Raw genomic sequence first — 19,237 nt, 5'->3', positions numbered from 1 at the left:
CCCGACTGGCAGAGCCGGGCCTTCGCTTCAACGCCTGTAATAAAAAAACCGTCGCCTTTACAGCACCTTGTCGAGCATGGCCTTGAGCTGCTGCTTGCCCACGGCGCCGGTGACCTGATCCGCCACCTCGCCGCCCTTGAAGACGATCAGGGTGGGGATGGCGCGAATCCCGTACTTGCCTGGGGTTACCGGATTGTCGTCGACATTCATCTTGCCGACCTTTACCTTGCCGTCATACTCGGCGGCAAGCTCGTCGATGACCGGCCCAATGGCCTTGCAGGGGCCGCACCAGGGGGCCCAGAAATCCAAGAGAAAGGGCACCGCGGACTGCAGGGCCTTGGCCTCGAAATCTCCGTCAGAAACCTGGACAACCTTATCACTCGCCATAATTTTCTCCTTTTATTTCATGGGGATATTTATATTCAAAGGATAGCAGGTCCATCTTACAAAGGGATCCCCTTGCTGACAAGGAAAATTTTCCTGCCGGCCGTAAGGGCGCAAGGGAGAACCGCCCCTGGCGACGGATGGGTGCCGGTCAATCTTGACAAGACCCGCGGCGAGGCGATATGCTGTCCGGTATGCATAGACAAGACTGCCCGTTCTGCCGGGAAAAAATCCACCCCCTGGCCAGGGTCTGCCGTTACTGCAAGCGGGAACTGCCCAGGCTCGCCCCGCCCCGCGGAAAAAAAGGCTCCCATTGGCTGGCCGCCCTGCTCGCCGCCGGCGTCATCGTCGGCAGCGCCGCCGTGGTTGCCGCGGAATTCTTACGCGAACGGAAAAACTGGCTCAAGTGAGGGGGGATCCTCTCCCAGCCACCGGCTCGGCCACCTCGGCCACCAGCACGGCAAAGCCCGGATCGCCGGAAGAGTCCGTCAGGGAATGCTCCAGGATCCGCAACGCCTCCGGGGCCTGCCTGAGGCTTGACCGCCGTTCCACCACGACCATGCCAAATTCGCCCAGCCACGCCTCCACCGCCTGCGGGGCATGAAAACGCGCGTGCCGGTAAAAGGGATGGCCCGCCTGTTTTTTCCTGGCCAGCAATTTCCCCCAGGGACTGTCGGCCACGATCATGCCGACGACCAGATGACCGCCGGGCTTGAGCACCCTCCGGCATTCGGCGAGCACCCGACGCGGGTCCTCCAGAAAGCAGAGGGTGAAGAGCAGGAAGAGCGTCCCCAGGCTCCGCTCCCCAAAGGGCAGGGCCTCGCCCAGCCCCTGACAGACCCGCACCCCCCTTTTCTTCGCCAGGCCGAGAGGTGCCCAGGCCGGATCAAGGCCGAAATCGGCCCCCAGAGCGGCGGCGAAACGGCCCGGTCCCACCCCGATCTCAAGCTTTGGCCCACGCAGGGGAGTGACAACCTCCTTCAGGGCGGCAAGCTCGATGCCGAAAAGAAGGCTTTCCTCGAACCAGCCGTCATATTCTCCGGCCTGCTCGTGAAAAACCTGCGCCGCCTTGCGCCAGAACGGTTCCGCTTCCCTCATGCCCGGAGGCCCTCCGCCCTGGCCAGAAGCCGCTGCACCCGCGCCACCAGGGGAGGGTGGCTGTAATAGATGGCCGCGTAAAACGGGTGGGGATGCAGATTGGCCAGGTTGTCGCTGGCCAGCTTGACGAGTGCCCGGGCCAGGACGGCCGGCTGGCCGGTGAGGGCCGCGGCAAAATCGTCCGCCTCGCGCTCATGCCGGCGCGACCAGGCATTGGCCAGCGGCTGCAAGGGAAAGGCGACAAGGGAACCCAGAAAACCGGCCAGGAACAGCTTGACGGGGAGGGTCGGCTGTTCGAGGCCGAAAAGGGCGGCGAGAAAATCGCCCTGCACCAGGAGATAGAGGAGATAGCAGCCCGCGAAGGAGAGAATCTCCATGGCCAGCAGTCGCTTCAGGATATGCTTTTTTTTCCAGTGACCCGCTTCGTGGGCGAGGATGGCGAGAATCTCCTCGCCGGAGTTCCCGGCCAACAGGGTATCGAAGAGCACGATCCGCTTCACGTGGCCGATGCCGCTGAAATAGGCATTGCCGTGGGTGCTCCGCCGCGAGGCATCCATGGTGAAAACCCGGGACACGGCCAGACCCGCCCGGCCAAACATCTCCCTGATCCGCTCCTCCAGCTCCTGATCGGCCATGGGGCTGAACCTGTTAAAAAGAGGCTCGATCACGCAGGGAGCGAGATACATCAGAAAGACGGAAAAGCACAGGAAGAAGCCCCAGGTCAAAAGCCACCAGGCGTGCGGAAATTCCCGGATCAGCCAGAAGAGCACCCCGAGCGCCAGGCCGTTGAGAACGGCAGCCAGGAGGAGTTCCTTGCCGAGATCAACGAGCCAGAGCGCAAGGCTCCGGGTATTGAATCCATACCGGTTTTCCAGATGGAAGATGCTGTAATAGCCGAAAGGCAGATGCAGAAGGGTGTGGACCTGGCCGAGGAGGAGAAAGAAGAGAACCCCGGACCAGACCGCGGAGAGGCCGAGACCGCTTATCCAGCCGCCATAGCCGTCCAGCACGCCGGCGAAGACGAAAATCAGGGTCACCGCCGTGCCGAACAGGGATTCCGCCAGCCCCAGCCTGGTTTTCGCCAGGGTGTACTCCTGCATCTTCAAAAGCCGCTCCCCATCGACGGCTCCGCCGAAACCCGGGGGAACGGTCCCGCCGTGCCGCGCCAGATGGCGCAGGTTGAGGAGGGCCAGGGCCAGGGAAAAGAACCGCAGGCAGAGATAGAAAGCGACAACGAGCAAGAGTGGGGGCGCCATGCCTGTTTCCTTTTTGGGAGAGAATTGCTATGGTTACCCTGAGTCGCGCCTTTTCGGCAAGGGCAAAGTGATGCCCCGCGACAACCGAAATCCCCGAGAACCTCTTCCGGACAGCTGATCCTTATGCCGCACACAACCACCTCCTCCTTCAAGCGTTCCCTCCTGAACCCGGAGGAATTCACCCTCACCTTCGAGCTGGTGCCGAGCCGGGGCGGCAACAGCAAGGAGCATAACCGCACCCTGGAGCTGGCGGCGCGGCTGGCCAGCGACAAACGGATCAAGGCGGTGAGCATCACCGAAAACGCCGGCGGCCAGGCGGCGCTCTCCCCGGAGGTTCTGGGGATGGAGATCAAGAAGATGGGCCTTGAGGTGATTGTCCATTTTTCCAGCAAGGACAAGAACCGCAACCAGATGGAAAGCCTGCTTTTCGCCTGGGATCGCCTGGGAATCCGGGATCTGCTGGTGATCACCGGCGACTACCCCCAGGAAGGCTATCAGGGTTGCCCCAAGCCGGTCTTCGATCTCGGCTCGGTGCATGTGCTGGACCTGATCGCCAGGATGAACCGGGGCGATTTCGGCGGAAACCACAAGAGCGGCTCCATCAGCCCCACCTCCTTTCTCATGGGGGTCGCCCTCTCCCCCTTCAAGCGCAGCGAGGCGGAACTGATGATGCAGTACGCCAAGCTGCACCGCAAGGCGGCCCGGGGCGCGGACTACGTCATCACCCAGGTGGGCTGGGATGCCAGGAAATTCCACGAGGTGCTCTGCCATGTCCGACACAACGGTCTGGATCTGCCGATCCTGGGCAACGTCTTTGTGCCCAATCTCGGGGTCACCGAACTGATGCACAAGGGCAGGATCCCGGGCTGCGTCATCACCGACCGCCTCTACGCGGAAATCCGCAAGGAGGCGGCCGCACCGGACAAGGGCAAAAAAGCCCGCCTGCTCCGCGCCGCCAAGCTGCTGGCCATCCTGAAAGGGTTGGGCTATGCCGGCGCCCACCTCGGCGGCCCCGGCCTCACCTATGAAGATATCGATTTTCTCCTGCACACCGCCGACGCGCTTGCCCACCGCTGGCGGGAACTGGTGGCGGAGCTTGACTACTGGCATCCGGACGGCTTCTACCTTTACGAAAAGGACGCCGCCACCGGCCTCAACAGCGACAGGGAGACGGCGCTTTCCCGGGAAGGCGCCGGGCTTCTTCTCAATTACCGCCTGGCCAGCCTCATCCACAACCTGGCTTTTGAGCCGGAGGCCCCCCTGCACGGACTGGGCAAGGCAATCTGCCTGGCCCTTGAAGAAGGGCGGCTGGCCGGCCCCCTGGGCCAGATGGAGCACGTCATCAAGTTCCTGCTCTTCGGCTGCCAGAACTGCGGCGACTGCACCCTGGGCGAGCTGGCCTTTGTCTGTCCGCAGAACGGCTGCGCCAAATACCTGTTGAACGGGCCGTGCGGCGGCAGCCGCGACGGCTGGTGCGAGGTATATCCCGGCAAAAAACGCTGCCTCTACGTGCGCGTCTACGAACGGCTCAAGTCGCGGGGCATGGAGAAATCCATGAAAAAAGGCTTTGTCCCCCCCCGCAACTGGGCGCTGCACAACACCTCTTCCTGGCTCAACTTCTACCAGGGCCGGGATCACGCCGCCAAGCGGGAGCAGGCATAGGCCCTGGAAACCTGCCCGATCCGGTCGTACATGTCGAAGACGTCAAAGGCCAGGCAGGGGTTCTCCATCCCGACTATCTCGCGGGGAATCGGCACGTCGAGGAGCAGCATGGCGTCGGCGTCGATGAAGATGAATACCTCCTGCCGGGTCAGGAGTACGCTTTCGATGATGTAGGCCCCCCGGCGGAGCAGCGCGGGCCTGCCGGCGACCTGCTCCACGCATTCGTCGAGGAAGAGCGGATAACGGGCCGGGCCGGCGCTGATGGCCGCGCAGACCTCTTCGGCATTGCCGGGATTCCTGGTCCGCGGCAGGAGAAGGTAGCGCTGATTCTCCCGCGCCGGCCAGGCCCTGCCCTGGCCGATCAACTCCCGCAGCTCTTCGTAGGAACTGATCGTTCCGCCCGCCGCGTAGAGATTCCAGCCCCTGGCGGCAAAAAGATCGGCAAAATCGGCGCCCAGGCCAAAACGAACCGCCTCACCCCTGCCGCAGCCCTTTCTCACATCGTTCATCACCGGATTCATGGAATCCTCCTTCACCCTTCCGGGTTTCGGCATGACGCGTTTCCCCTCACTGTACTCTTCGGAATCCCTCCCCGGACGGTCCAGAAAAAAATATTTCCCATCCCTGAAAAAGGGGGTATATTTTCATCTTTTTTCCAAGCGGAATACTGGCCCGGACAGAGATCCTCCGCAAACCAGACCCATCGCCAGAGAAGAACGAGGACAAAACGCCATGAGGTATCTTGACACCGCAGCACGACCCAAGGACGAATGCGGCATTTGTGGAATCTTCGGCCATGAGGACGCGGCCAAGCTCACCTACTTCGGCCTCTATGCCCTGCAGCACCGCGGCCAGGAATCCGCCGGCATCGTGGCCAGCGACGGCACCCAGATCTCTCAGCACAAGGGGATGGGCGTGGTGCCGGAAGTCTTCAGCGAGGCGATCCTGCAGGGGCTCAAGGGCCATCTCACCGTGGGCCATGTCCGTTACTCCACCACCGGCGCCTCCAACATCATCAACGCCCAGCCCTTCACCGCCACCCACCAGGGCTGCACCCTGGCCGTGGCCCACAACGGCAATCTGGTCAACATCCGCAGCCTGCGCAACGAATTGGAGAAAAAGGGTTCCATCTTCCAGTCCACCATGGACAGCGAGGTGGTGATCCACCTGCTGGCGCGCTGCTGCCATCTTGGGCTGGACAAGGCGCTGCTCGACACCTTCGAGAGCATTAAAGGCGCCTATTCCATCCTGCTCATGACCGAAGACAAGCTGATCGCCGTCCGCGACCCGGCCGGCTTCAGGCCGCTCTGTCTGGGCAAGCTCAACAACGGCGGCTTTATCGTCGCCTCGGAAACCTGCGCCCTCGATCTGGTGGAAGCCCAGTACCTGCGGGACATCGAACCGGGCGAGATTCTGCTCATCGACAAGTACGGCGAGCGTTCCCTCTTCCTCGACGCCGCCCCCCGCCGCAGCTTCTGCATCTTCGAGCAGGTTTATTTCGCCCGGCCGGACAGCGACATCTTCGGCAAGAACGTCTACTTAAGCCGCAAACGCATGGGCGAGATCCTGGCCCGCGAATGCAAGATCGACGCCGACTTCGTCATGCCCTTCCCCGACTCGGGCAACTATGCGGCCATCGGCTATTCCCAGGCCTCGGGAATCCCCCTGGAAATGGGGGTCATCCGCAACCATTACGTGGGCAGGACCTTTATCCAACCCACCCAGTCCATGCGCGATTTTTCCGTGCGGGTCAAGCTGAACCCCATCCGCTCCTTCCTCAAGGACAAGCGGGTCATCATCCTGGACGACTCCATCATCCGGGGCACCACCGGTCGCAGCAGGGTGAAATCCCTGCGGGAAGCCGGGGTCAAGGAGATCCACATGCTGATCTCCTGCCCCCCCACCCGCAACCCCTGCTATTACGGCATCGACTTCCCCAGCGGCGGCGAGCTGATCGCCAACCAGAAAACCGTGGAGGAGATCCGCGACTACCTGGGACTCGACTCCCTCTACTACCTGAGCCTCGAAGGACTGGTGGAGGCGTGCGGCGGCGCCCCGGAGTCCTATTGCAAGGCATGCTTTGACGGCGATTACCCGGTTGCGCCGGACAAGGATTTCAGCAAGCTGGCCCTGGGCACCAAAGCCTGCCAGAGCGTCTCCCACAAGTAATGGTTGCAAGGGGGGGGGCTTCCCCTCGCCATGGTGAACAGACAATGAGCATTGCACAGGCCAAAGAGGTACTGAAAATCGAAGCAGAGGGAATCAACGCCCTGCTTGAGCAGATCGACGCCGACTTTGAAAAGGCGGTGACCATGATCATGGAATGTCCCGCCCGGGTCGTCATTACCGGCATCGGCAAATCCGGGATCATCGGCCAGAAGATCGCCGCCACCCTGAACAGCACCGGCACCCCGGCCCTTTTTCTCCATCCGGTGGAGGCCATGCACGGCGATCTGGGCATGGTCGACCCCCGGGACGTGATTCTCGCCATCTCCTACAGCGGCGAGACCGCGGAATTGAACCTCCTTCTTCCCAACCTGAAAAAACGCGGCGCCCGCCTGATCGCCATGACCGGCAACCCCGCCTCCAGACTGGCCAAGACCGCCGATGCCGTCCTCAAGGTGGCGGTGCCCCGCGAGGCCTGCCCCCTGGGGCTCGCCCCCACCGCCAGCACCACCGCCGCCCTGGCCATGGGCGACGCCCTGGCCGTGGTGCTCCTGAACCTCAAGCAATTCAAGGAAAGCGATTTCCGCCGCAACCATCCCGGCGGCAGCCTGGGCGAAAGGCTCAAGATCAACGTGGCCGAGGTCATGCTCACCGGCAGGCAAATCCCCCAGGTCGACGCGGCAAGCAGCCTCCAGGAAGCCATCAGCGAGTTGAATGCCAAGAATCTCGGCGCCGTGCTCGTCATGCGCGGCCAACAGATCGCCGGCATCCTCACCGACGGCGATATCCGCCGCCTGATCAGCCAGCAGGGCAGCCTGACCGGCCTGAGCCTGGCCCAGGTCGCCACGGCCGGCCCCAAGACCATCACCTCGGACCTGCTCGCCGCCGACGCCTTGAGCATCATGCAGCGGCACGAGATTACCTTTCTGCCCGTCACGGACCAGGACGGCAATCTGGCCGGCGCCCTGCATCTTCAGGATCTGCTCGGCAAGGGCGAATTCCGTTTTCTGGTCTAGGGGCGGGATGGCGCCGGACGCCGGCACCCCCGAAAAACCGCAGCAACCGGTAGATATACCTATTGGGCGGTGATACATTTTATGCTAAAGTAGCCAACGCTTTCCTGGCTGAATACGCGCAATCCCCTGAACAGCAGGGCAAAAATGCCGTTTTGAGTTATTCCGTTCCCAAGTCAAGATGGAAACGGCCGGGCAGGCGGGCGGCGAAGTGAACGCTTGACGGAGAACGGAAACCCCGGCCCCGACTCCGGCCGGATTCCATACCTGAAAAGAGGCTTTTTATGGCAATTTCGAGCAAAGATATCAATTCGGCCTTCAGCGCCGAAGTTACCGGCATCCCGGGCGGCGAATTCCTGAACCGCTGCTTTTCCTGCGGCGCCTGCAGCGGCATCTGCCCGGTGAGCCAGGCGATCCCCGAGTTCGACCCGCGGAAGATCATCCACATGATCCGCATGGGACTCAAGGACAAACTTCTCAACTCGGAGCTGCTCTGGTTCTGCTCCCGCTGCCGGAGCTGCGTTTTCGTCTGCCCCCAGGATGTCCGTTTTGCCGAAATCATGGTGGCCCTGCGTCAGCTGGCCATGAAAGCCGGCTACATCACCGAACAGGATCTGCTGAACAAGGGCAAGGCAGCCTGGGTGGAGCGCGACCTCTGCGTTTCCTGCCTCACCTGCGTGCGGGTCTGCCCCTGGCGGATTCCGAAGATCGACGACCAGGGCAAAGCGGCCATCGCCCCCCAGGAATGCCGCGGCTGCGGCATCTGCCCTTCCGAGTGTCCGGCCCAGGCTATCCGCTTAAACGAGTCCGAGGACGAGCGACTTATCGCGGCCTCCGGCACAGCCCAGTAGGATGGAGAACCCCATGTCCTTTACCCCTGATATCCAAGCATTCTGTTGTCACTACACCTCACAGCAGACCCTGGCCGAAGGGCCGGAAAGAATGAAGGCGGACGGCTTTCCCGCCAACGTCACCATCCACCGCCTGGCCTGCACCGGCAAGCTGGAGGTGAGCACCCTGCTCAAGGCCTTTGAAGACGGGGCGGACGGCGTCTATGTCGCCGGCTGCCCGGTGGACAAATGCCACAACCTCATGGGCAGCCAGCGGGCCGCGAAACGGGTGACCGCCATCAAATCGGCCCTGGCCGAACTGGGAGTCGAACCCGAGCGCATCGAGATGTACCACCTGGAGCGCGGCTTCCACCCCGAATTTGTCAAGGTAGCCCAACGGATGCACGAACGGATTCTCGAATTGGGCCCCAGCCCCTTCAAGGGAGACGCGAAATGATTATTGCCGAAAGAAAACCTCTCAACGAAATCATGAACATGGTGCAGGATGCCAAGCGCATCCTGGTTTTGGGCTGCCGCGGCTGCGTGACGGTCTGTTCCGCCGGCGGCGAACGCGAGGTGGAAATCCTCGCCTCCCTGATTCGCCTGGGCAAGCAGAAGGCCGGCCAGAGCGTGGAAACCATCGAGGCGACCCTGGTCCGCCAGTGCGACCGGGAGTATGTGGATTCCATCGACCAGTGGGACGGCAAGTACGACGCCATCGTTTCCATGGCCTGCGGGGTGGGCGTCAACTTCATCGCCAATCTGCGGCCCATGGCCAAGGTCTACCCCGGCGTCAACACCACCTCCTTCGGCGGCTCTGCCGAACAGGGCGTCTGGAGCGAGCAGTGCGCGGGCTGCGGCAACTGCATCCTCCACCTCACCGGCGGACTCTGCCCGGTGGCCCGCTGCGCGAAAAGCCTGATGAACGGGCCGTGCGGCGGCTCGGTGGGCGGACGCTGCGAGATCCACAAGGACGTGCCCTGCATCTGGCAATCCATCCACGACAAAATGGTGCGCATCGACAACAAGGAAGGGCTTGCCGCCATCGCGCCGATCCGCGACTGGAGCACCGCCGGCCACGGCGGCCCGCGCAAGACGGTGCGCAACGATCTAACCGTCTGAGCCCCGGCGATTTGCCAAACACCGGAAGGCGATCCGCGCGGGCGGATCGCCTTTTTTATTGGCGCAGCCGGGAACGGGTTTTCCCTACTGCTTCCCAGCCGCCTGTTCCGCGTAAAAGAGAGGCAGATCGATGCTGACCCGGATCCGCTGCCGCTGGCCAGGCCTTTCCTTATTGAGGCGGGTGAAGCACACATAACGGCTGTTGGTCAGCTCCGGCCGCAGCCGACGCCCGAAGAAACGCCTGACAAAGACCTTCTCCGCCAGCGGGCCTCTGCCGAAAAGGGCCTCCAGGGCGAAGAAGGCCCTGACCTGCGCCGCCTTTTTCAACCCCTCTTCATCCCCTTCCCAAAAATCCCTGCCCTCGGCCTGCCGTCTGTCATAGTCGCCAAGCGGCTCCTCCGCCTCAACCTCCAGGACGCTCCGGAACTCCTCGGGAATCGGGGCGGGGGGCTCATGGCCCCCAGGGTTCAGCCGCGCAGACATTCCTGATCCATCCCAAAGACCTGCATCATGATGGCATGATCGATCATGCTTACCCCCTGGGCCAGGGCATCCACCATATCCCGGTCCTGCCAGCCCAGCGCCCTGAGTCCTTCGATATCCGCCGCGGTCACCGAGGAGGGTTTTGTCACGGACTTGACCACAAAAACCAGCATGGCGCTTTCATTCTCTTCCAGCAACGACTGCGACGGGTCCTGCTCCATCCTCCGGAAATCGGCCTCCTCAACCCCCTGTTTACGGAGGATCTGTTCATTGAAATCCGTACAGAAAGGATAGGCAAGGTGGTGGGCCACCAGATAGCGGATATGGGCCAGCAGGGAAAAGCTGAGGCGCGGATGCTGGGCAAGGTACTGGATCCGCCGCAGCTGCAGCTCGAAGAGGCGCGGGCTTACGCTTAACATCTCCAAGGGCTTGGGAATGGCGCCGACGCGCTGCAGAAACATTTCGTAGCCTTCGCGAATGATCCCTTCGGCCTGATCCCTGGGCACGGTGCTGATGTGAGCCATGACAGTCTCCTTTGTTTGGGGAAAAAGAACCGGTTGCGCGGCATTGCGCAACCGGCGGCAACTCCGTGCTTGCAAGGTAGCGCACCATGCACTATAAGGAAAATTAATTGTTTTAATCACCACGATCAGGACTGCTTATGGGAATGGGCTTTCTCGAAATCAAACATCTGCGCATGCTTCGCGCCGTTGCCGAAACCGGCAACATGACCAGGGCCGCGGAAAAACTCGCTCTTTCCCAGTCCGCCTTGAGTCAGCAGCTGAAGGATATTGAAAACAAGCTGGCAGTGAACCTGTTTTTCCGAACCAGGAAAAAAATGGTCCTCACCCCCACCGGCGAAAAGCTCCTGCGGACCGCGGACAATGTCGTTGATCTGCTCGACGAGGCGGAGCGGGAAATAAACCGGCAGGCCAAGGGCGAACGAGGCCAGCTCAGGGTGGGAACCCAGTGCGTCTTCTGTTTCAAATGGCTGCCCCGGCTCATGGAGAGTTTCCAAAGGCGGTTTCCCAACGTCGAGTTTGAAATCGGCACCTCCTCTGATCCGGCCGCCGAACTGCTCCGGAAAAAATATGACCTTGTCATCACCGGACTCTCTTTCGGGGAAGACAACTTTACCCATGTTCCGCTCTTCCGCGACGAACTGGTCTGCATCATGACGGCCAATCACCCCTTGAGCAGCCAACCGCATGTCCGCCTTGAGGATTTTCGGGAATTGAACCTGATCTCCCATGCCGAAAAAGAGGAGAGCAGGTTCTACCACTTCGTGTTACGGCCGCGGGAGATCGAGCCCCGCCGTTTCATGACCGTGGTCCAGCCCCAGGCCATTCTGGAACTGGTGGCCGCCGGATTGGGGGTCGGCATCTTTCCCAGATGGGCGGTCAGGTCCATGCTCGCCACCACAAACTCCCTCACCACCCGGCCCATCTCCGAGCAGGGCCTTCCGCTGACCTGGAACGCGGTGTTTTTGAAAAACGGCAACCTGCCGCTCTTTCAGGGAGAATTCATCGATATGGTCAGGAAGATGGAGATATGCTCCCCGGACGGGTGCGCCCTTGCAGAGGAGCGTCGATGAGAGGTCCCGGGATGGGAGAGCGGAATCTGCGCCAACCCGATTCCCCATGGTTCGCCGCCGCAGGTCGGAGAGCGGGGTCACCCCTTGAAAGGCCCCCGATCAGGAGAGAGACTTCCGGCGGGCCGCTTCCGCGGGTCGGCATGGGTTGTCATGCGTCTTCATCGTTTTTTGTCTTCTTCCCAGAGCCGTTCTTTGCCAACCCCCCGATACCACTCCTCGAATCTGGCGCGGTAGTGCTGAAACGGCTCAGCCAGATTCTTTCTTGGATCGTTACTGAGTGAATATGCCATACCTTCCTTAAACCATTCAGGACTGCGCCACTGCCCATACACCCCCATGCGCTCGGCCTGGAGGTGGTGGATCATTTCGTGACGCAGATAGGTTTGATTCCAGGCCCGTGGACCGACGACCATGCCGAACACTCCCACGGTATTCGCGGATGACCTGGTGAAACCAAAGGCGTGGAAACAGGCTTCGCTGGCGCAAAAGACCACCCGCGGGTTTTTCTCGATCGGGGCCACCGACGAGACGACAAATTGCAGGGCGTCATTGTACAAACGCTCTGCTTCCTCCAAGCGGGCGGGGTCATCGGTGCAGATGTTTTCCGTGCCGCAGGTGACACCCGCCACCAACCGCGGCGCCAAAACCCGCACGGGTTTATACAGAAACCATGCCGCGGCCGGGCTCAAGAGAACGACGACGAAAAACAGGCGTTTCAGCATTGCCGCCCCGGGCTCCATGACCTTCCCCCCTCAAGGTATCCGGTCTGTTCGGGGCTCATGCTTTGCCAATGGCCTTGAAGAAGGTGTAGCAAAATGTGCCGTCCGGCCCGGCCGTTCGATGGAGATCCCTGATCCCCTTGTCGAATGTAAGGGGATCGATGAGTCCCTCCTCGAGGGCCGATTGCCGAACCCCCTCGATCATCGCCGTGAATGTCTTCTTCGTGAATCCATCCACCAGTTCCGGTTTGCTGGAATCGACATACACCAGCCGGGGGGATACCCGGACTTCCCCATAGCCCGCGGCAACCAGCAACGGATACAGGGAGCGGCCGATCAGGGCATTCCGACCCGCGCGAGACTGCAATGCGACCTGGCAGTGAATCGCGGCATGCGCTGCGTCGCTGTCAGGATGAAAGCAGACGGAACCATGGTCGCCTTCAATCACCGTGATTGTTCCGCCCGGCCGAAGATATGTTTTCAACTTCAGCAAGGCGGCGAGCGGCTCTTCCAGATGCTCCAGAACAAAGCAGACAAAGACATGATCAAACGATTGCGCGGGAAAGGGCAAATGGAAGATGTCCCCCTGCTGGAAGCGGACATTGGCAAGCGCCGCCGCCCGGACCTTCTCTTCGGCCCGAGAGACCGAATCCGCCGAGATGTCAACGGATACGATCGACGCGCCGGGGCTGTTCGCCGCCAGCGTCACCGTTTGGGCGCCGACTCCGCAACCAGCTTCCAGGATGCGGCTTCCGGCCGGATATGCCGTGTCGTGATGCAACAGGTCGCCCAAGGTCGTGGCCTGGTCCAGCAGGCGGACGTTTTCCCGCGGATCGTACCCGTGCACGTATGCTTTTGTCATGGTTGCGTACTCCCTGCCCTGCGTGTCTGGAGAAAAACCCGGTTTCAGGTGGTTCGCCAATGCGGGCGGCTGGTTCTTGCGCCGCTTCCGATCCGGCTTCCCGGAGGACCGGTCCGTCCGGCTCCGGATACTTTCAGGCGCCTTGCCGGGCGTCGCCTGGCAGGCCTGGTTCCGCCGCCCTTTCCATGAGTTTCCGGATGGCCTTGCCAAGTCTTCCAATCCCGACATCGATCGTATCCGCATCGGTGCAGGAAAAGTTGAGCCGAAAGGTACCATGCCTGTCCCCGCGAACATAAAAGGGACCGCCCGGCACGAAGACGACTTTGTCTTCGACCGCCAGGTCGAACAATTCCATGGCCGTCATGGCCCGGGGCAATTCGGCCCACAGGAACATCCCCCCTTCCGGCTCCGTGCAGGTGACCTCCGCGGGAAAGTGCCGGCGTATGCTCGCAAGCATCGCCCGGCACTGTTGGCCGTAGATGTTCCGAATCCTACGGATATGTTCGTCCGCGTCGTTGTCACAAAGGTACCGATGGACAATGGCTTGGGTAAAGTGGCTGGTATGCAGATCCGTCGCCTGCTTGGCGGTGATCAACTTCTGCATCAACACCGGAGGGGCGGCGATCCATCCCAACCGTAAACCGGGCACCAGACTCTTTGAGAAGGACCCCAGCAGGACGGTGTTCTCCGGAAGAAGTTTCTTGAAGGAGACAGGGCTGGCTCCGGAGAACCTGAGGTCACCGTAGGGGTCGTCTTCGACAAGAAAGGTGCCGGTTCCCTGGAGCGCTTTGGCCACCTCCCGCCTGTTGTCATCGGAATACGAGATGCCCGACGGATTCTGGAAGTTCGGGACGGTGTACATCAGTTTTGGCCGGTTGGCGGCCAGGACGGCCGCGAGTTTGTCCGTGTCCATTCCCTCGCTCGAGACAGGAACGGGGAGAAAATCTGGTCTGTACAGCGACAAGGCCTGGATGGCTCCCAAATAGCCGGGCTCCTCGATCACGACCGCGTCCCCTTCGTTTACCAGGGTCTTCCCGAGGAGATCCAGACCCTGCTGCGATCCATTCGTCATCAATATGCTGTGCACGGGGATATCCAGACCTGCCTTCTCCCGGTAGCGGGTCGAAATATACTCCCTGAGTTCGCCAAGGCCTTCCGTGCCGGCATATTGCAGGACATCCCGGCCCTGATTTTCGAAGACCTTGCAGGTGGCCTCCTTGAGTGCCTCGACGGGGAACAGTTCCCGGTTGGGCAGACCTCCGGCAAAGGAGATCACGCCGGGGTCCAGGGCAACCTTGAGAATCTCACGGATGAAGGAGCGGGGAACGTCTGTGATGCGGTCCGAAAATATGCGGTCAGAGGGTGTCATGTATTCTCCACGATACGTGCCATGCCAGGATATCAAAAGATGATGTCAAGGATGAAAATTCGCCCCCCAGCCCCCAGATCTGACTCCCTGGTCGCCCAGAATCAGCCGTCGAGTTCTTTGACATAGACGCCATATTCAACCCCGTGAACTGCGGGCGCGCTGGACACCCACTTAAATCCCATGCGTTGGTACATAGGCAAGGCGACCTGCATGAGTTCACTCGTGTGGAGAGCAAACACAGATGCCCCGTCCCGCCTGGCACGGCGGAGACACTCTTGAGCCAACGCCCCACCGATGCCACGGCCGCGTGACTCCGGGGCAACGACAAGCATTCGCATGATTGGCCACTCCGGCCGGAAGAACTCCGCTTTAGGCGCCCCAGGGCCAACATACGCGACGGCGCCGACAATCCGGCCTTCGACCTCCGCCACAATCACCTCCCCGACATCGGCAAGCGCGGACATGTTCCCGATCTTTGCCCGAAACCCCGGCCAGTCGTGATATGCATCTTTGAACTGCTCAAAGGCACGGAGAGCCAGCGCATTGACTTGCGCGGAATCGCGCGACTGAAATTCGCGAATTATGGGCATGGATGCTTTCGGCGACCAACGGGTCTGTAAAAACTCGATCTCAAATGGTTCGCCAACGCGGGCGGATGGCTCTTTCGCCGCTCCCGCTCCGGCTTCCCGGTTATCTGTTCTGTTGCCAGCCTCTTTTTCGTCTGCGCATGCCTTCCAGTTCCATTACTTTGCCGGAACCGGCTTTGTTGTCAAATGGTTTCAGCTTTTTTTTCGCTGCGCCCGCAACGGGTGGCCCGCCCCGCGCCATCTTGTTGCAGGTTGTGGACGATGCGGAACAGGTTCCATCGGATGTTGTGAAGGTGCGGGAAGGGATCAAATCCTTATTCTTGACACTTTGAATACGGCACGAGTCTGTCAAGGATAAAAATTTGCCCCCATCTCCAAGACAGATAACCGCAGGATTTACAGAATTTACAGGAATTAAGTATTGTATCCCCGGAATCCATGCGGAATCCACAAACTACCGTTTCGCGCCTGCGGCAACAAGCAATCGCCGTACTTCATCATACGCCCCGTTACGCAACATCTCGCCCTGACGTGCGGCCTCCAGAGGTGTCCAGCCTGTCTGGCCAGCACGATTCGGGTCAGCGCCATGCGCCAGAAGCAGATCCACGATCGCAACATCGGCAACGTAGGCTGCTGCTGCCAAGGGTGTATTAGCCATCTTCGTTGCATCGGGCTTGGCCCCGGCGGCGAGCATGCGCCGTACCCCGCCGATGCGACCTCCCATCGCATGGTGGGCAAGGTCTTCATCACCTGTCGCCGCAAGTGTTTGCACCCGCTTGCGTATCTCCGCCGGCGCCTCACCGGCAAAGACGAGCGTGTCCGTCGAATAGGCCATCAGCGACTGACGGGGCAACAAGGTGTACCACTGGGTGTAGGATTCGTAGCGTGATGGCTCCAGGCCGATGCCACTGGCGAGAACCTGCTGCCCCGAAGGACTTACGGCATAGGCGGGCATATTGAAGCCGTGAAAGCCCTGGGCGAACGGCATGAGTCCATGGACCAGCTCGCTGCGTTTGCCGGTAGCCATGTCGACCAGGGTCAGGCCCGTACCGTCGACCAGTGCGGGTGTGACCGGAAACGCATAGGGGCGCACCATATACTGCCCCTGCAGTGCATCCTGGTGATAGTTGAAGGCGGCGAGGCTCTCCATCGTGTAACGCTGCATCTTGCCTGCGCTCCACGCCATGAGTTTGGCCTCGGCCTCGCCTTGTGCCTGCTCGGACATGACCTTGGCGCGTGCGTAACGTATGGCCAAGATGACCTCGCCCAGCGCACCTCCGAATTCCATCCCGAGTCGCTGCATCTCCTGTCCCTGCCTGGCACGTTCACGAATGATGTCCATCGTCGTCACCCCCATGCTCTGGGTGTGTGAAACATAGCTTTGCAACAGTGTTCGTGAACTGGCGATATTGATCTGTGCGATACGATGATCCAGACCGCTGTCGTAGCGCGATACCGAGCCGCTATACATTGTGCCAGGGTTTTTAACCCTCTCCCGTTCGACTGCTGCGCCCAGGGCCTTCAGCCGGGCAGTCGCTCCCTCGAAAGCGCGCGGCACCGGGACGGTCTGGATGAGATTGCTCTTGGTGCTCACGGCGTACGTATTTGAACCGGGCAGCAACGCCTGCTCCCAGAGAACCTGTCCAGTGTTTCGCGAAAAGGCCGCAACGCCGGCGAGTTCGCGAACCAACTCGACACGCTCGTCACCGACCACGAGGATGTCGAGCTGGCCGCCCCGCGTAAACTCATAGGGACCATTTTCGGCAAACTGGCGTGAGAGCCTGGCATGGACGACCTCCTTGCCGCTCGCCATATCGAGAGCGCGCAGTGTCTCGGTATCGCTGAACCACAAGCGGTCGCCTGCCGGTGCGAGACCACTGGCCAGACCCAGAGCCATGTCGCGCGACCAAAGCCTGGTTCCATTGGACAGGGCATAGGCCTCCACCGCATGTTGGCCCATCGCATTCTGTCCCAGGCGGTAGACGTGTTTGGCGTCTGCCACAAGCGACGCGGTGTGCGACGCGGTCTTCACACGCCAGCGCGGCTTGCCGCTCGCAGGATCGAGCAAAGCCATATGCCCGGCATCGGCCCAAAGCAATCCTGACTCGAGTAACTGCGCACTTACCGGACCGTGACCGTTACCCGGTGTTGCCTGCCACAACAGGCGACCCTGTTTGACATCAAGCGAAGCGACGCTGGCCCCGACGCTGTACAAACGGTGCGTGTCCTGTAACAGCAGTGGTATACCGCTCTCCGGTGCGTCCCCCTGCTTCAGAGCCATGCTCCAACCTGTACCTGTGTGGAGCCCGAGGTGCGCAATCCGTAACCCACCTGACTCCTGCCACGAAGCGACGAACAGGCCATCTCCCTGGTTTGCAGCGACAGCCGCGGTGGCACCTTCGTATTTCTGGTTCCACAGAACGTGACCGGAAGCAGGGTCAAGCGCGAGCAAAGTATTGGTATTGCCCTCGATGCCTTGCAGCACGATGACCGGCTGGATCACAACCACCTGGTAATGTCCTGTCGATAACTCCGGACGTTCGGCACTCCAGAGCACAGTTCCGGTGCGCGCATTGACCAGACTCAATGCGCCATGCCGCGGGAGGGCATTGACCTCCGGGGATACCAGGCTGCCGACCAACACGTGGTCCTCATCGAGATAACGCAGGATGTCCAGCGCATCGCCGGGGAGTGTAGTCTGCCATTGCGGCTTTACCTGGCCGGGTGCCAGCTGCGTTGCGGCCTGCGAGACGGCGCTCAGTTGATCGATCGGGGCAGGCGTCGTGGTCACACAGCCCTGAGTCATGACGGCCATGGCTGCCACCGCCAGAGCCGCACGCACCATCATTTTATATGCCCTCATATCCCTTCCTTGTGCCAAACGCGTCCGGCGAAAAAGCCCAGACGCAATGTATGATGTCCCGCGGCCATTTTTCTTAAAGGTAGCGGTTATTATGCTCATGGCTCGTTTCAGATAAGCGTTTTTGCCGGAGTGTTGTTGATTTCCGTGGTCGGGTTGACATAAAGGGCGTTGACCCTTTCCCCGTCCTTTTTGACGATCACGCTCATGGTGACCAGGCCGGAGGCGTTTTCAAAATCCGCCTTAAAGACGAATTCGCCGAGCTGGTAGGTATCCGTGCCGGCATTGGCCCGATAATTCTGCAGCTCGACGTCCCGGATAGCGGTCAATTTTCCCAATTGCTTGAAAAACAGCATGGCCTGCCTGGCATTCGGGGTTTCAAGCTGCCTTACAAAGTCATTGCTCAGCATGTTCCGGACCTCGGCGATCTCCCAGTTTTTACTGAACTCGGTCATGAACCTTGTCACAAAGGGCGCATGCTCCTTCTTGAACCCCGCCGATTTATAGTTCAGAAAACCAAACAGGGCAGCGCCGCAGACAAAGAGAATGCCAAGGGTGATGAGGATGTTTTTGATGATCTTCATGGTTAGTCCTTACTAAATGCGCACAGCCGAAAGCTTGCCGCCGGAGGTTTCCCGACAAGATAGGCCGGTTTTCGCCCTTTTATCTCCCACAATAGGCAATGAGCGAGGCCTTTGCCAGGGCATGGTGGTTGAGGTTGAATCCGACCATGGCCGGGGAGGCCTTCTCGTCCAGGTCCAGCTTCTCCACATCAAGGGCATAGACGGTGAAAACATAGCGGTGGGGCCTGTCGCCCACCGGCGGGCAGGCGCCGCCAAAGCCGGGCATGCCGTAGTCGGTCACACTCTGTACGCTGCCCTTGGGGGCGAGATTTTTCTGGGGGTTCCCGGCATCGGCCGGCAGACCCTTGGCCTGGGCAGGGATGTTGAAGACCACCCAGTGCCACCAGCCGCTGCCCGTGGGGGCATCGGGATCATAGACCGTCACCGCGAAGCTCCTGGTGTTTTGCGGAGCACCGCTCCAACCGAGAGAAGGGGAGATGTTTTTCCCGGTGCAACCAAAGCCGGAAAATACCTGATCTTCCGTCAACTGGCCGGAAAGATCGTCACTCTTCAAGGTGAGACCTTGGGCAAAAACGTTTGTGGCATAAAGCATTCCCAGTGCAGCGATAAACGAGGCAATTTTTTTCAGCATGATTTTCCCCCTTCTGC

At 60.8% G+C, this 19,237-nt stretch carries 21 protein-coding genes; 8 read left to right on the top strand and 13 right to left on the bottom strand.

What is annotated here, in order from left to right:
- Window positions 1-57 precede the first annotated feature (57 nt).
- Window positions 58-387, bottom strand: a complete 330-nt coding sequence (gene trxA, locus ACUUL3_RS00385) for a thioredoxin (protein ID WP_448553504.1) — start codon at window positions 385-387, stop codon at window positions 58-60.
- 191 nt (window positions 388-578) lie between these two features.
- Here trxA and ACUUL3_RS00380 point away from each other — a divergent pair, with 191 nt between their 5' ends.
- Window positions 579-794, top strand: coding sequence for a hypothetical protein (locus ACUUL3_RS00380; protein ID WP_448553502.1), 216 nt, complete (start codon window positions 579-581; stop codon window positions 792-794).
- Here the strand turns inward: ACUUL3_RS00380 and ACUUL3_RS00375 are convergent.
- Complete coding sequence (locus ACUUL3_RS00375; protein WP_448553501.1) at window positions 787-1,482, bottom strand: class I SAM-dependent methyltransferase; 696 nt, start codon at window positions 1,480-1,482, stop codon at window positions 787-789. The two genes, ACUUL3_RS00380 and ACUUL3_RS00375, sit on opposite strands and share 8 nt — an antisense overlap.
- Window positions 1,479-2,738 carry a M48 family metallopeptidase gene (locus tag ACUUL3_RS00370; protein WP_448553499.1) on the bottom strand — a complete coding sequence of 420 codons (1,260 nt, stop codon included), beginning with the start codon at window positions 2,736-2,738 and terminating at the stop codon, window positions 1,479-1,481. The genes ACUUL3_RS00375 and ACUUL3_RS00370 overlap by 4 nt, the downstream gene beginning before the upstream one ends.
- Before the next feature lie 123 nt (window positions 2,739-2,861).
- Here ACUUL3_RS00370 and ACUUL3_RS00365 point away from each other — a divergent pair, with 123 nt between their 5' ends.
- Window positions 2,862-4,400: a methylenetetrahydrofolate reductase C-terminal domain-containing protein gene (locus tag ACUUL3_RS00365; protein ID WP_448553497.1), complete on the top strand. Its 1,539-nt coding sequence runs from the start codon at window positions 2,862-2,864 to the stop codon at window positions 4,398-4,400.
- On the opposite strand, the gene ACUUL3_RS00360 is transcribed toward ACUUL3_RS00365, so the two are convergent.
- Window positions 4,373-4,954: a hypothetical protein gene (locus ACUUL3_RS00360; RefSeq protein ID WP_448553496.1), complete on the bottom strand. Its 582-nt coding sequence runs from the start codon at window positions 4,952-4,954 to the stop codon at window positions 4,373-4,375. The genes ACUUL3_RS00365 and ACUUL3_RS00360 overlap by 28 nt on opposite strands.
- 178 nt (window positions 4,955-5,132) lie before the next feature.
- On the opposite strand from ACUUL3_RS00360, the gene purF reads away from it, so the two are divergent.
- The 5 genes from purF (at window position 5,133) to ACUUL3_RS00335 (ending at window position 9,531) form a co-directional block, all read left to right on the top strand.
- Complete coding sequence (gene purF, locus ACUUL3_RS00355) at window positions 5,133-6,569, top strand: amidophosphoribosyltransferase (RefSeq protein WP_448553494.1); 1,437 nt, start codon at window positions 5,133-5,135, stop codon at window positions 6,567-6,569.
- Between the two features lie 44 nt (window positions 6,570-6,613).
- The gene (locus ACUUL3_RS00350; RefSeq protein WP_448553492.1) at window positions 6,614-7,582 is read left to right on the top strand and encodes a KpsF/GutQ family sugar-phosphate isomerase; all 969 of its coding nucleotides are present in this window, start codon (window positions 6,614-6,616) and stop codon (window positions 7,580-7,582) included.
- Window positions 7,583-7,863: 281 nt separating this feature from the next.
- Complete coding sequence (locus tag ACUUL3_RS00345) at window positions 7,864-8,430, top strand: 4Fe-4S dicluster domain-containing protein (RefSeq protein WP_448553490.1); 567 nt, start codon at window positions 7,864-7,866, stop codon at window positions 8,428-8,430.
- Between the two features lie 13 nt (window positions 8,431-8,443).
- Window positions 8,444-8,866, top strand: coding sequence for a hydrogenase iron-sulfur subunit (locus tag ACUUL3_RS00340; RefSeq protein ID WP_448553488.1), 423 nt, complete (start codon window positions 8,444-8,446; stop codon window positions 8,864-8,866).
- Entirely contained in the window at window positions 8,863-9,531 is a 669-nt protein-coding gene (locus ACUUL3_RS00335; protein WP_448553486.1) for a methylenetetrahydrofolate reductase C-terminal domain-containing protein, read from the top strand. The genes ACUUL3_RS00340 and ACUUL3_RS00335 overlap by 4 nt, the downstream gene beginning before the upstream one ends.
- Before the next feature lie 84 nt (window positions 9,532-9,615).
- Here ACUUL3_RS00335 and ACUUL3_RS00330 read toward each other — a convergent pair whose 3' ends face one another.
- Window positions 9,616-10,014, bottom strand: a complete 399-nt coding sequence (locus tag ACUUL3_RS00330; protein WP_448553485.1) for a hypothetical protein — start codon at window positions 10,012-10,014, stop codon at window positions 9,616-9,618.
- Window positions 9,999-10,538 carry a carboxymuconolactone decarboxylase family protein gene (locus ACUUL3_RS00325; protein ID WP_448553483.1) on the bottom strand — a complete coding sequence of 180 codons (540 nt, stop codon included), beginning with the start codon at window positions 10,536-10,538 and terminating at the stop codon, window positions 9,999-10,001. Before ACUUL3_RS00325 ends, ACUUL3_RS00330 begins: the two co-directional genes overlap by 16 nt.
- 137 nt (window positions 10,539-10,675) lie before the next feature.
- Here ACUUL3_RS00325 and ACUUL3_RS00320 point away from each other — a divergent pair, with 137 nt between their 5' ends.
- Window positions 10,676-11,608 (top strand): LysR family transcriptional regulator, encoded by a 933-nt coding sequence (locus ACUUL3_RS00320; RefSeq protein ID WP_448553481.1) that lies wholly within the window; start codon window positions 10,676-10,678, stop codon window positions 11,606-11,608.
- A gap of 158 nt (window positions 11,609-11,766) precedes the next feature.
- On the opposite strand, the gene ACUUL3_RS00315 is transcribed toward ACUUL3_RS00320, so the two are convergent.
- The 7 genes from ACUUL3_RS00315 to ACUUL3_RS00285 form a co-directional block, all read right to left on the bottom strand.
- Window positions 11,767-12,330, bottom strand: coding sequence for a hypothetical protein (locus ACUUL3_RS00315; RefSeq protein WP_448553479.1), 564 nt, complete (start codon window positions 12,328-12,330; stop codon window positions 11,767-11,769).
- Window positions 12,331-12,385: 55 nt separating this feature from the next.
- On the bottom strand, window positions 12,386-13,189 hold the full coding sequence (locus ACUUL3_RS00310; RefSeq protein WP_448553477.1) for a class I SAM-dependent methyltransferase: 804 nt from the start codon (window positions 13,187-13,189) through the stop codon (window positions 12,386-12,388).
- Between the two features lie 133 nt (window positions 13,190-13,322).
- Complete coding sequence (locus ACUUL3_RS00305; RefSeq protein ID WP_448553475.1) at window positions 13,323-14,558, bottom strand: aminotransferase-like domain-containing protein; 1,236 nt, start codon at window positions 14,556-14,558, stop codon at window positions 13,323-13,325.
- 101 nt (window positions 14,559-14,659) lie between these two features.
- Window positions 14,660-15,148: a GNAT family N-acetyltransferase gene (locus ACUUL3_RS00300; protein WP_448553473.1), complete on the bottom strand. Its 489-nt coding sequence runs from the start codon at window positions 15,146-15,148 to the stop codon at window positions 14,660-14,662.
- A 451-nt stretch (window positions 15,149-15,599) separates the two neighbouring features.
- The gene (locus tag ACUUL3_RS00295; RefSeq protein WP_448553471.1) at window positions 15,600-18,008 is read right to left on the bottom strand and encodes an outer membrane protein assembly factor BamB family protein; all 2,409 of its coding nucleotides are present in this window, start codon (window positions 18,006-18,008) and stop codon (window positions 15,600-15,602) included.
- Window positions 18,009-18,115: 107 nt separating this feature from the next.
- On the bottom strand, window positions 18,116-18,589 hold the full coding sequence (locus tag ACUUL3_RS00290; protein ID WP_448553469.1) for a hypothetical protein: 474 nt from the start codon (window positions 18,587-18,589) through the stop codon (window positions 18,116-18,118).
- 79 nt (window positions 18,590-18,668) lie between these two features.
- Window positions 18,669-19,220 carry a YbhB/YbcL family Raf kinase inhibitor-like protein gene (locus ACUUL3_RS00285; RefSeq protein ID WP_448553468.1) on the bottom strand — a complete coding sequence of 184 codons (552 nt, stop codon included), beginning with the start codon at window positions 19,218-19,220 and terminating at the stop codon, window positions 18,669-18,671.
- Between the last annotated feature and the right edge of the window lie 17 nt (window positions 19,221-19,237).

It is taken from the genome of Thiovibrio sp. JS02, assembly GCF_053485635.1.
The sequence above is the reverse complement of the archived record's forward strand: the minus strand, read 5'-3'. Positions and strand labels throughout refer to the sequence as shown.

Bases quoted from the DNA above. Each gene is read 5' to 3' on its own strand.
- trxA (WP_448553504.1), bottom strand. From the start codon at position 387: ATGGCGAGTGATAAGGTTGTCCAGGTTTCTGACGGAGATTTCGAGGCC.
- ACUUL3_RS00380 (WP_448553502.1), top strand. From the start codon at position 579: ATGCATAGACAAGACTGCCCGTTCTGCCGGGAAAAAATCCACCCCCTG.
- ACUUL3_RS00375 (WP_448553501.1), bottom strand. From the start codon at position 1,482: ATGAGGGAAGCGGAACCGTTCTGGCGCAAGGCGGCGCAGGTTTTTCAC.
- ACUUL3_RS00370 (WP_448553499.1), bottom strand. From the start codon at position 2,738: ATGGCGCCCCCACTCTTGCTCGTTGTCGCTTTCTATCTCTGCCTGCGG.
- ACUUL3_RS00365 (WP_448553497.1), top strand. From the start codon at position 2,862: ATGCCGCACACAACCACCTCCTCCTTCAAGCGTTCCCTCCTGAACCCG.
- ACUUL3_RS00360 (WP_448553496.1), bottom strand. From the start codon at position 4,954: ATGCCGAAACCCGGAAGGGTGAAGGAGGATTCCATGAATCCGGTGATG.
- purF (WP_448553494.1), top strand. From the start codon at position 5,133: ATGAGGTATCTTGACACCGCAGCACGACCCAAGGACGAATGCGGCATT.
- ACUUL3_RS00350 (WP_448553492.1), top strand. From the start codon at position 6,614: ATGAGCATTGCACAGGCCAAAGAGGTACTGAAAATCGAAGCAGAGGGA.
- ACUUL3_RS00345 (WP_448553490.1), top strand. From the start codon at position 7,864: ATGGCAATTTCGAGCAAAGATATCAATTCGGCCTTCAGCGCCGAAGTT.
- ACUUL3_RS00340 (WP_448553488.1), top strand. From the start codon at position 8,444: ATGTCCTTTACCCCTGATATCCAAGCATTCTGTTGTCACTACACCTCA.
- ACUUL3_RS00335 (WP_448553486.1), top strand. From the start codon at position 8,863: ATGATTATTGCCGAAAGAAAACCTCTCAACGAAATCATGAACATGGTG.
- ACUUL3_RS00330 (WP_448553485.1), bottom strand. From the start codon at position 10,014: ATGTCTGCGCGGCTGAACCCTGGGGGCCATGAGCCCCCCGCCCCGATT.
- ACUUL3_RS00325 (WP_448553483.1), bottom strand. From the start codon at position 10,538: ATGGCTCACATCAGCACCGTGCCCAGGGATCAGGCCGAAGGGATCATT.
- ACUUL3_RS00320 (WP_448553481.1), top strand. From the start codon at position 10,676: ATGGGAATGGGCTTTCTCGAAATCAAACATCTGCGCATGCTTCGCGCC.
- ACUUL3_RS00315 (WP_448553479.1), bottom strand. From the start codon at position 12,330: ATGCTGAAACGCCTGTTTTTCGTCGTCGTTCTCTTGAGCCCGGCCGCG.
- ACUUL3_RS00310 (WP_448553477.1), bottom strand. From the start codon at position 13,189: ATGACAAAAGCATACGTGCACGGGTACGATCCGCGGGAAAACGTCCGC.
- ACUUL3_RS00305 (WP_448553475.1), bottom strand. From the start codon at position 14,558: ATGACACCCTCTGACCGCATATTTTCGGACCGCATCACAGACGTTCCC.
- ACUUL3_RS00300 (WP_448553473.1), bottom strand. From the start codon at position 15,148: ATGCCCATAATTCGCGAATTTCAGTCGCGCGATTCCGCGCAAGTCAAT.
- ACUUL3_RS00295 (WP_448553471.1), bottom strand. From the start codon at position 18,008: ATGAGGGCATATAAAATGATGGTGCGTGCGGCTCTGGCGGTGGCAGCC.
- ACUUL3_RS00290 (WP_448553469.1), bottom strand. From the start codon at position 18,589: ATGAAGATCATCAAAAACATCCTCATCACCCTTGGCATTCTCTTTGTC.
- ACUUL3_RS00285 (WP_448553468.1), bottom strand. From the start codon at position 19,220: ATGCTGAAAAAAATTGCCTCGTTTATCGCTGCACTGGGAATGCTTTAT.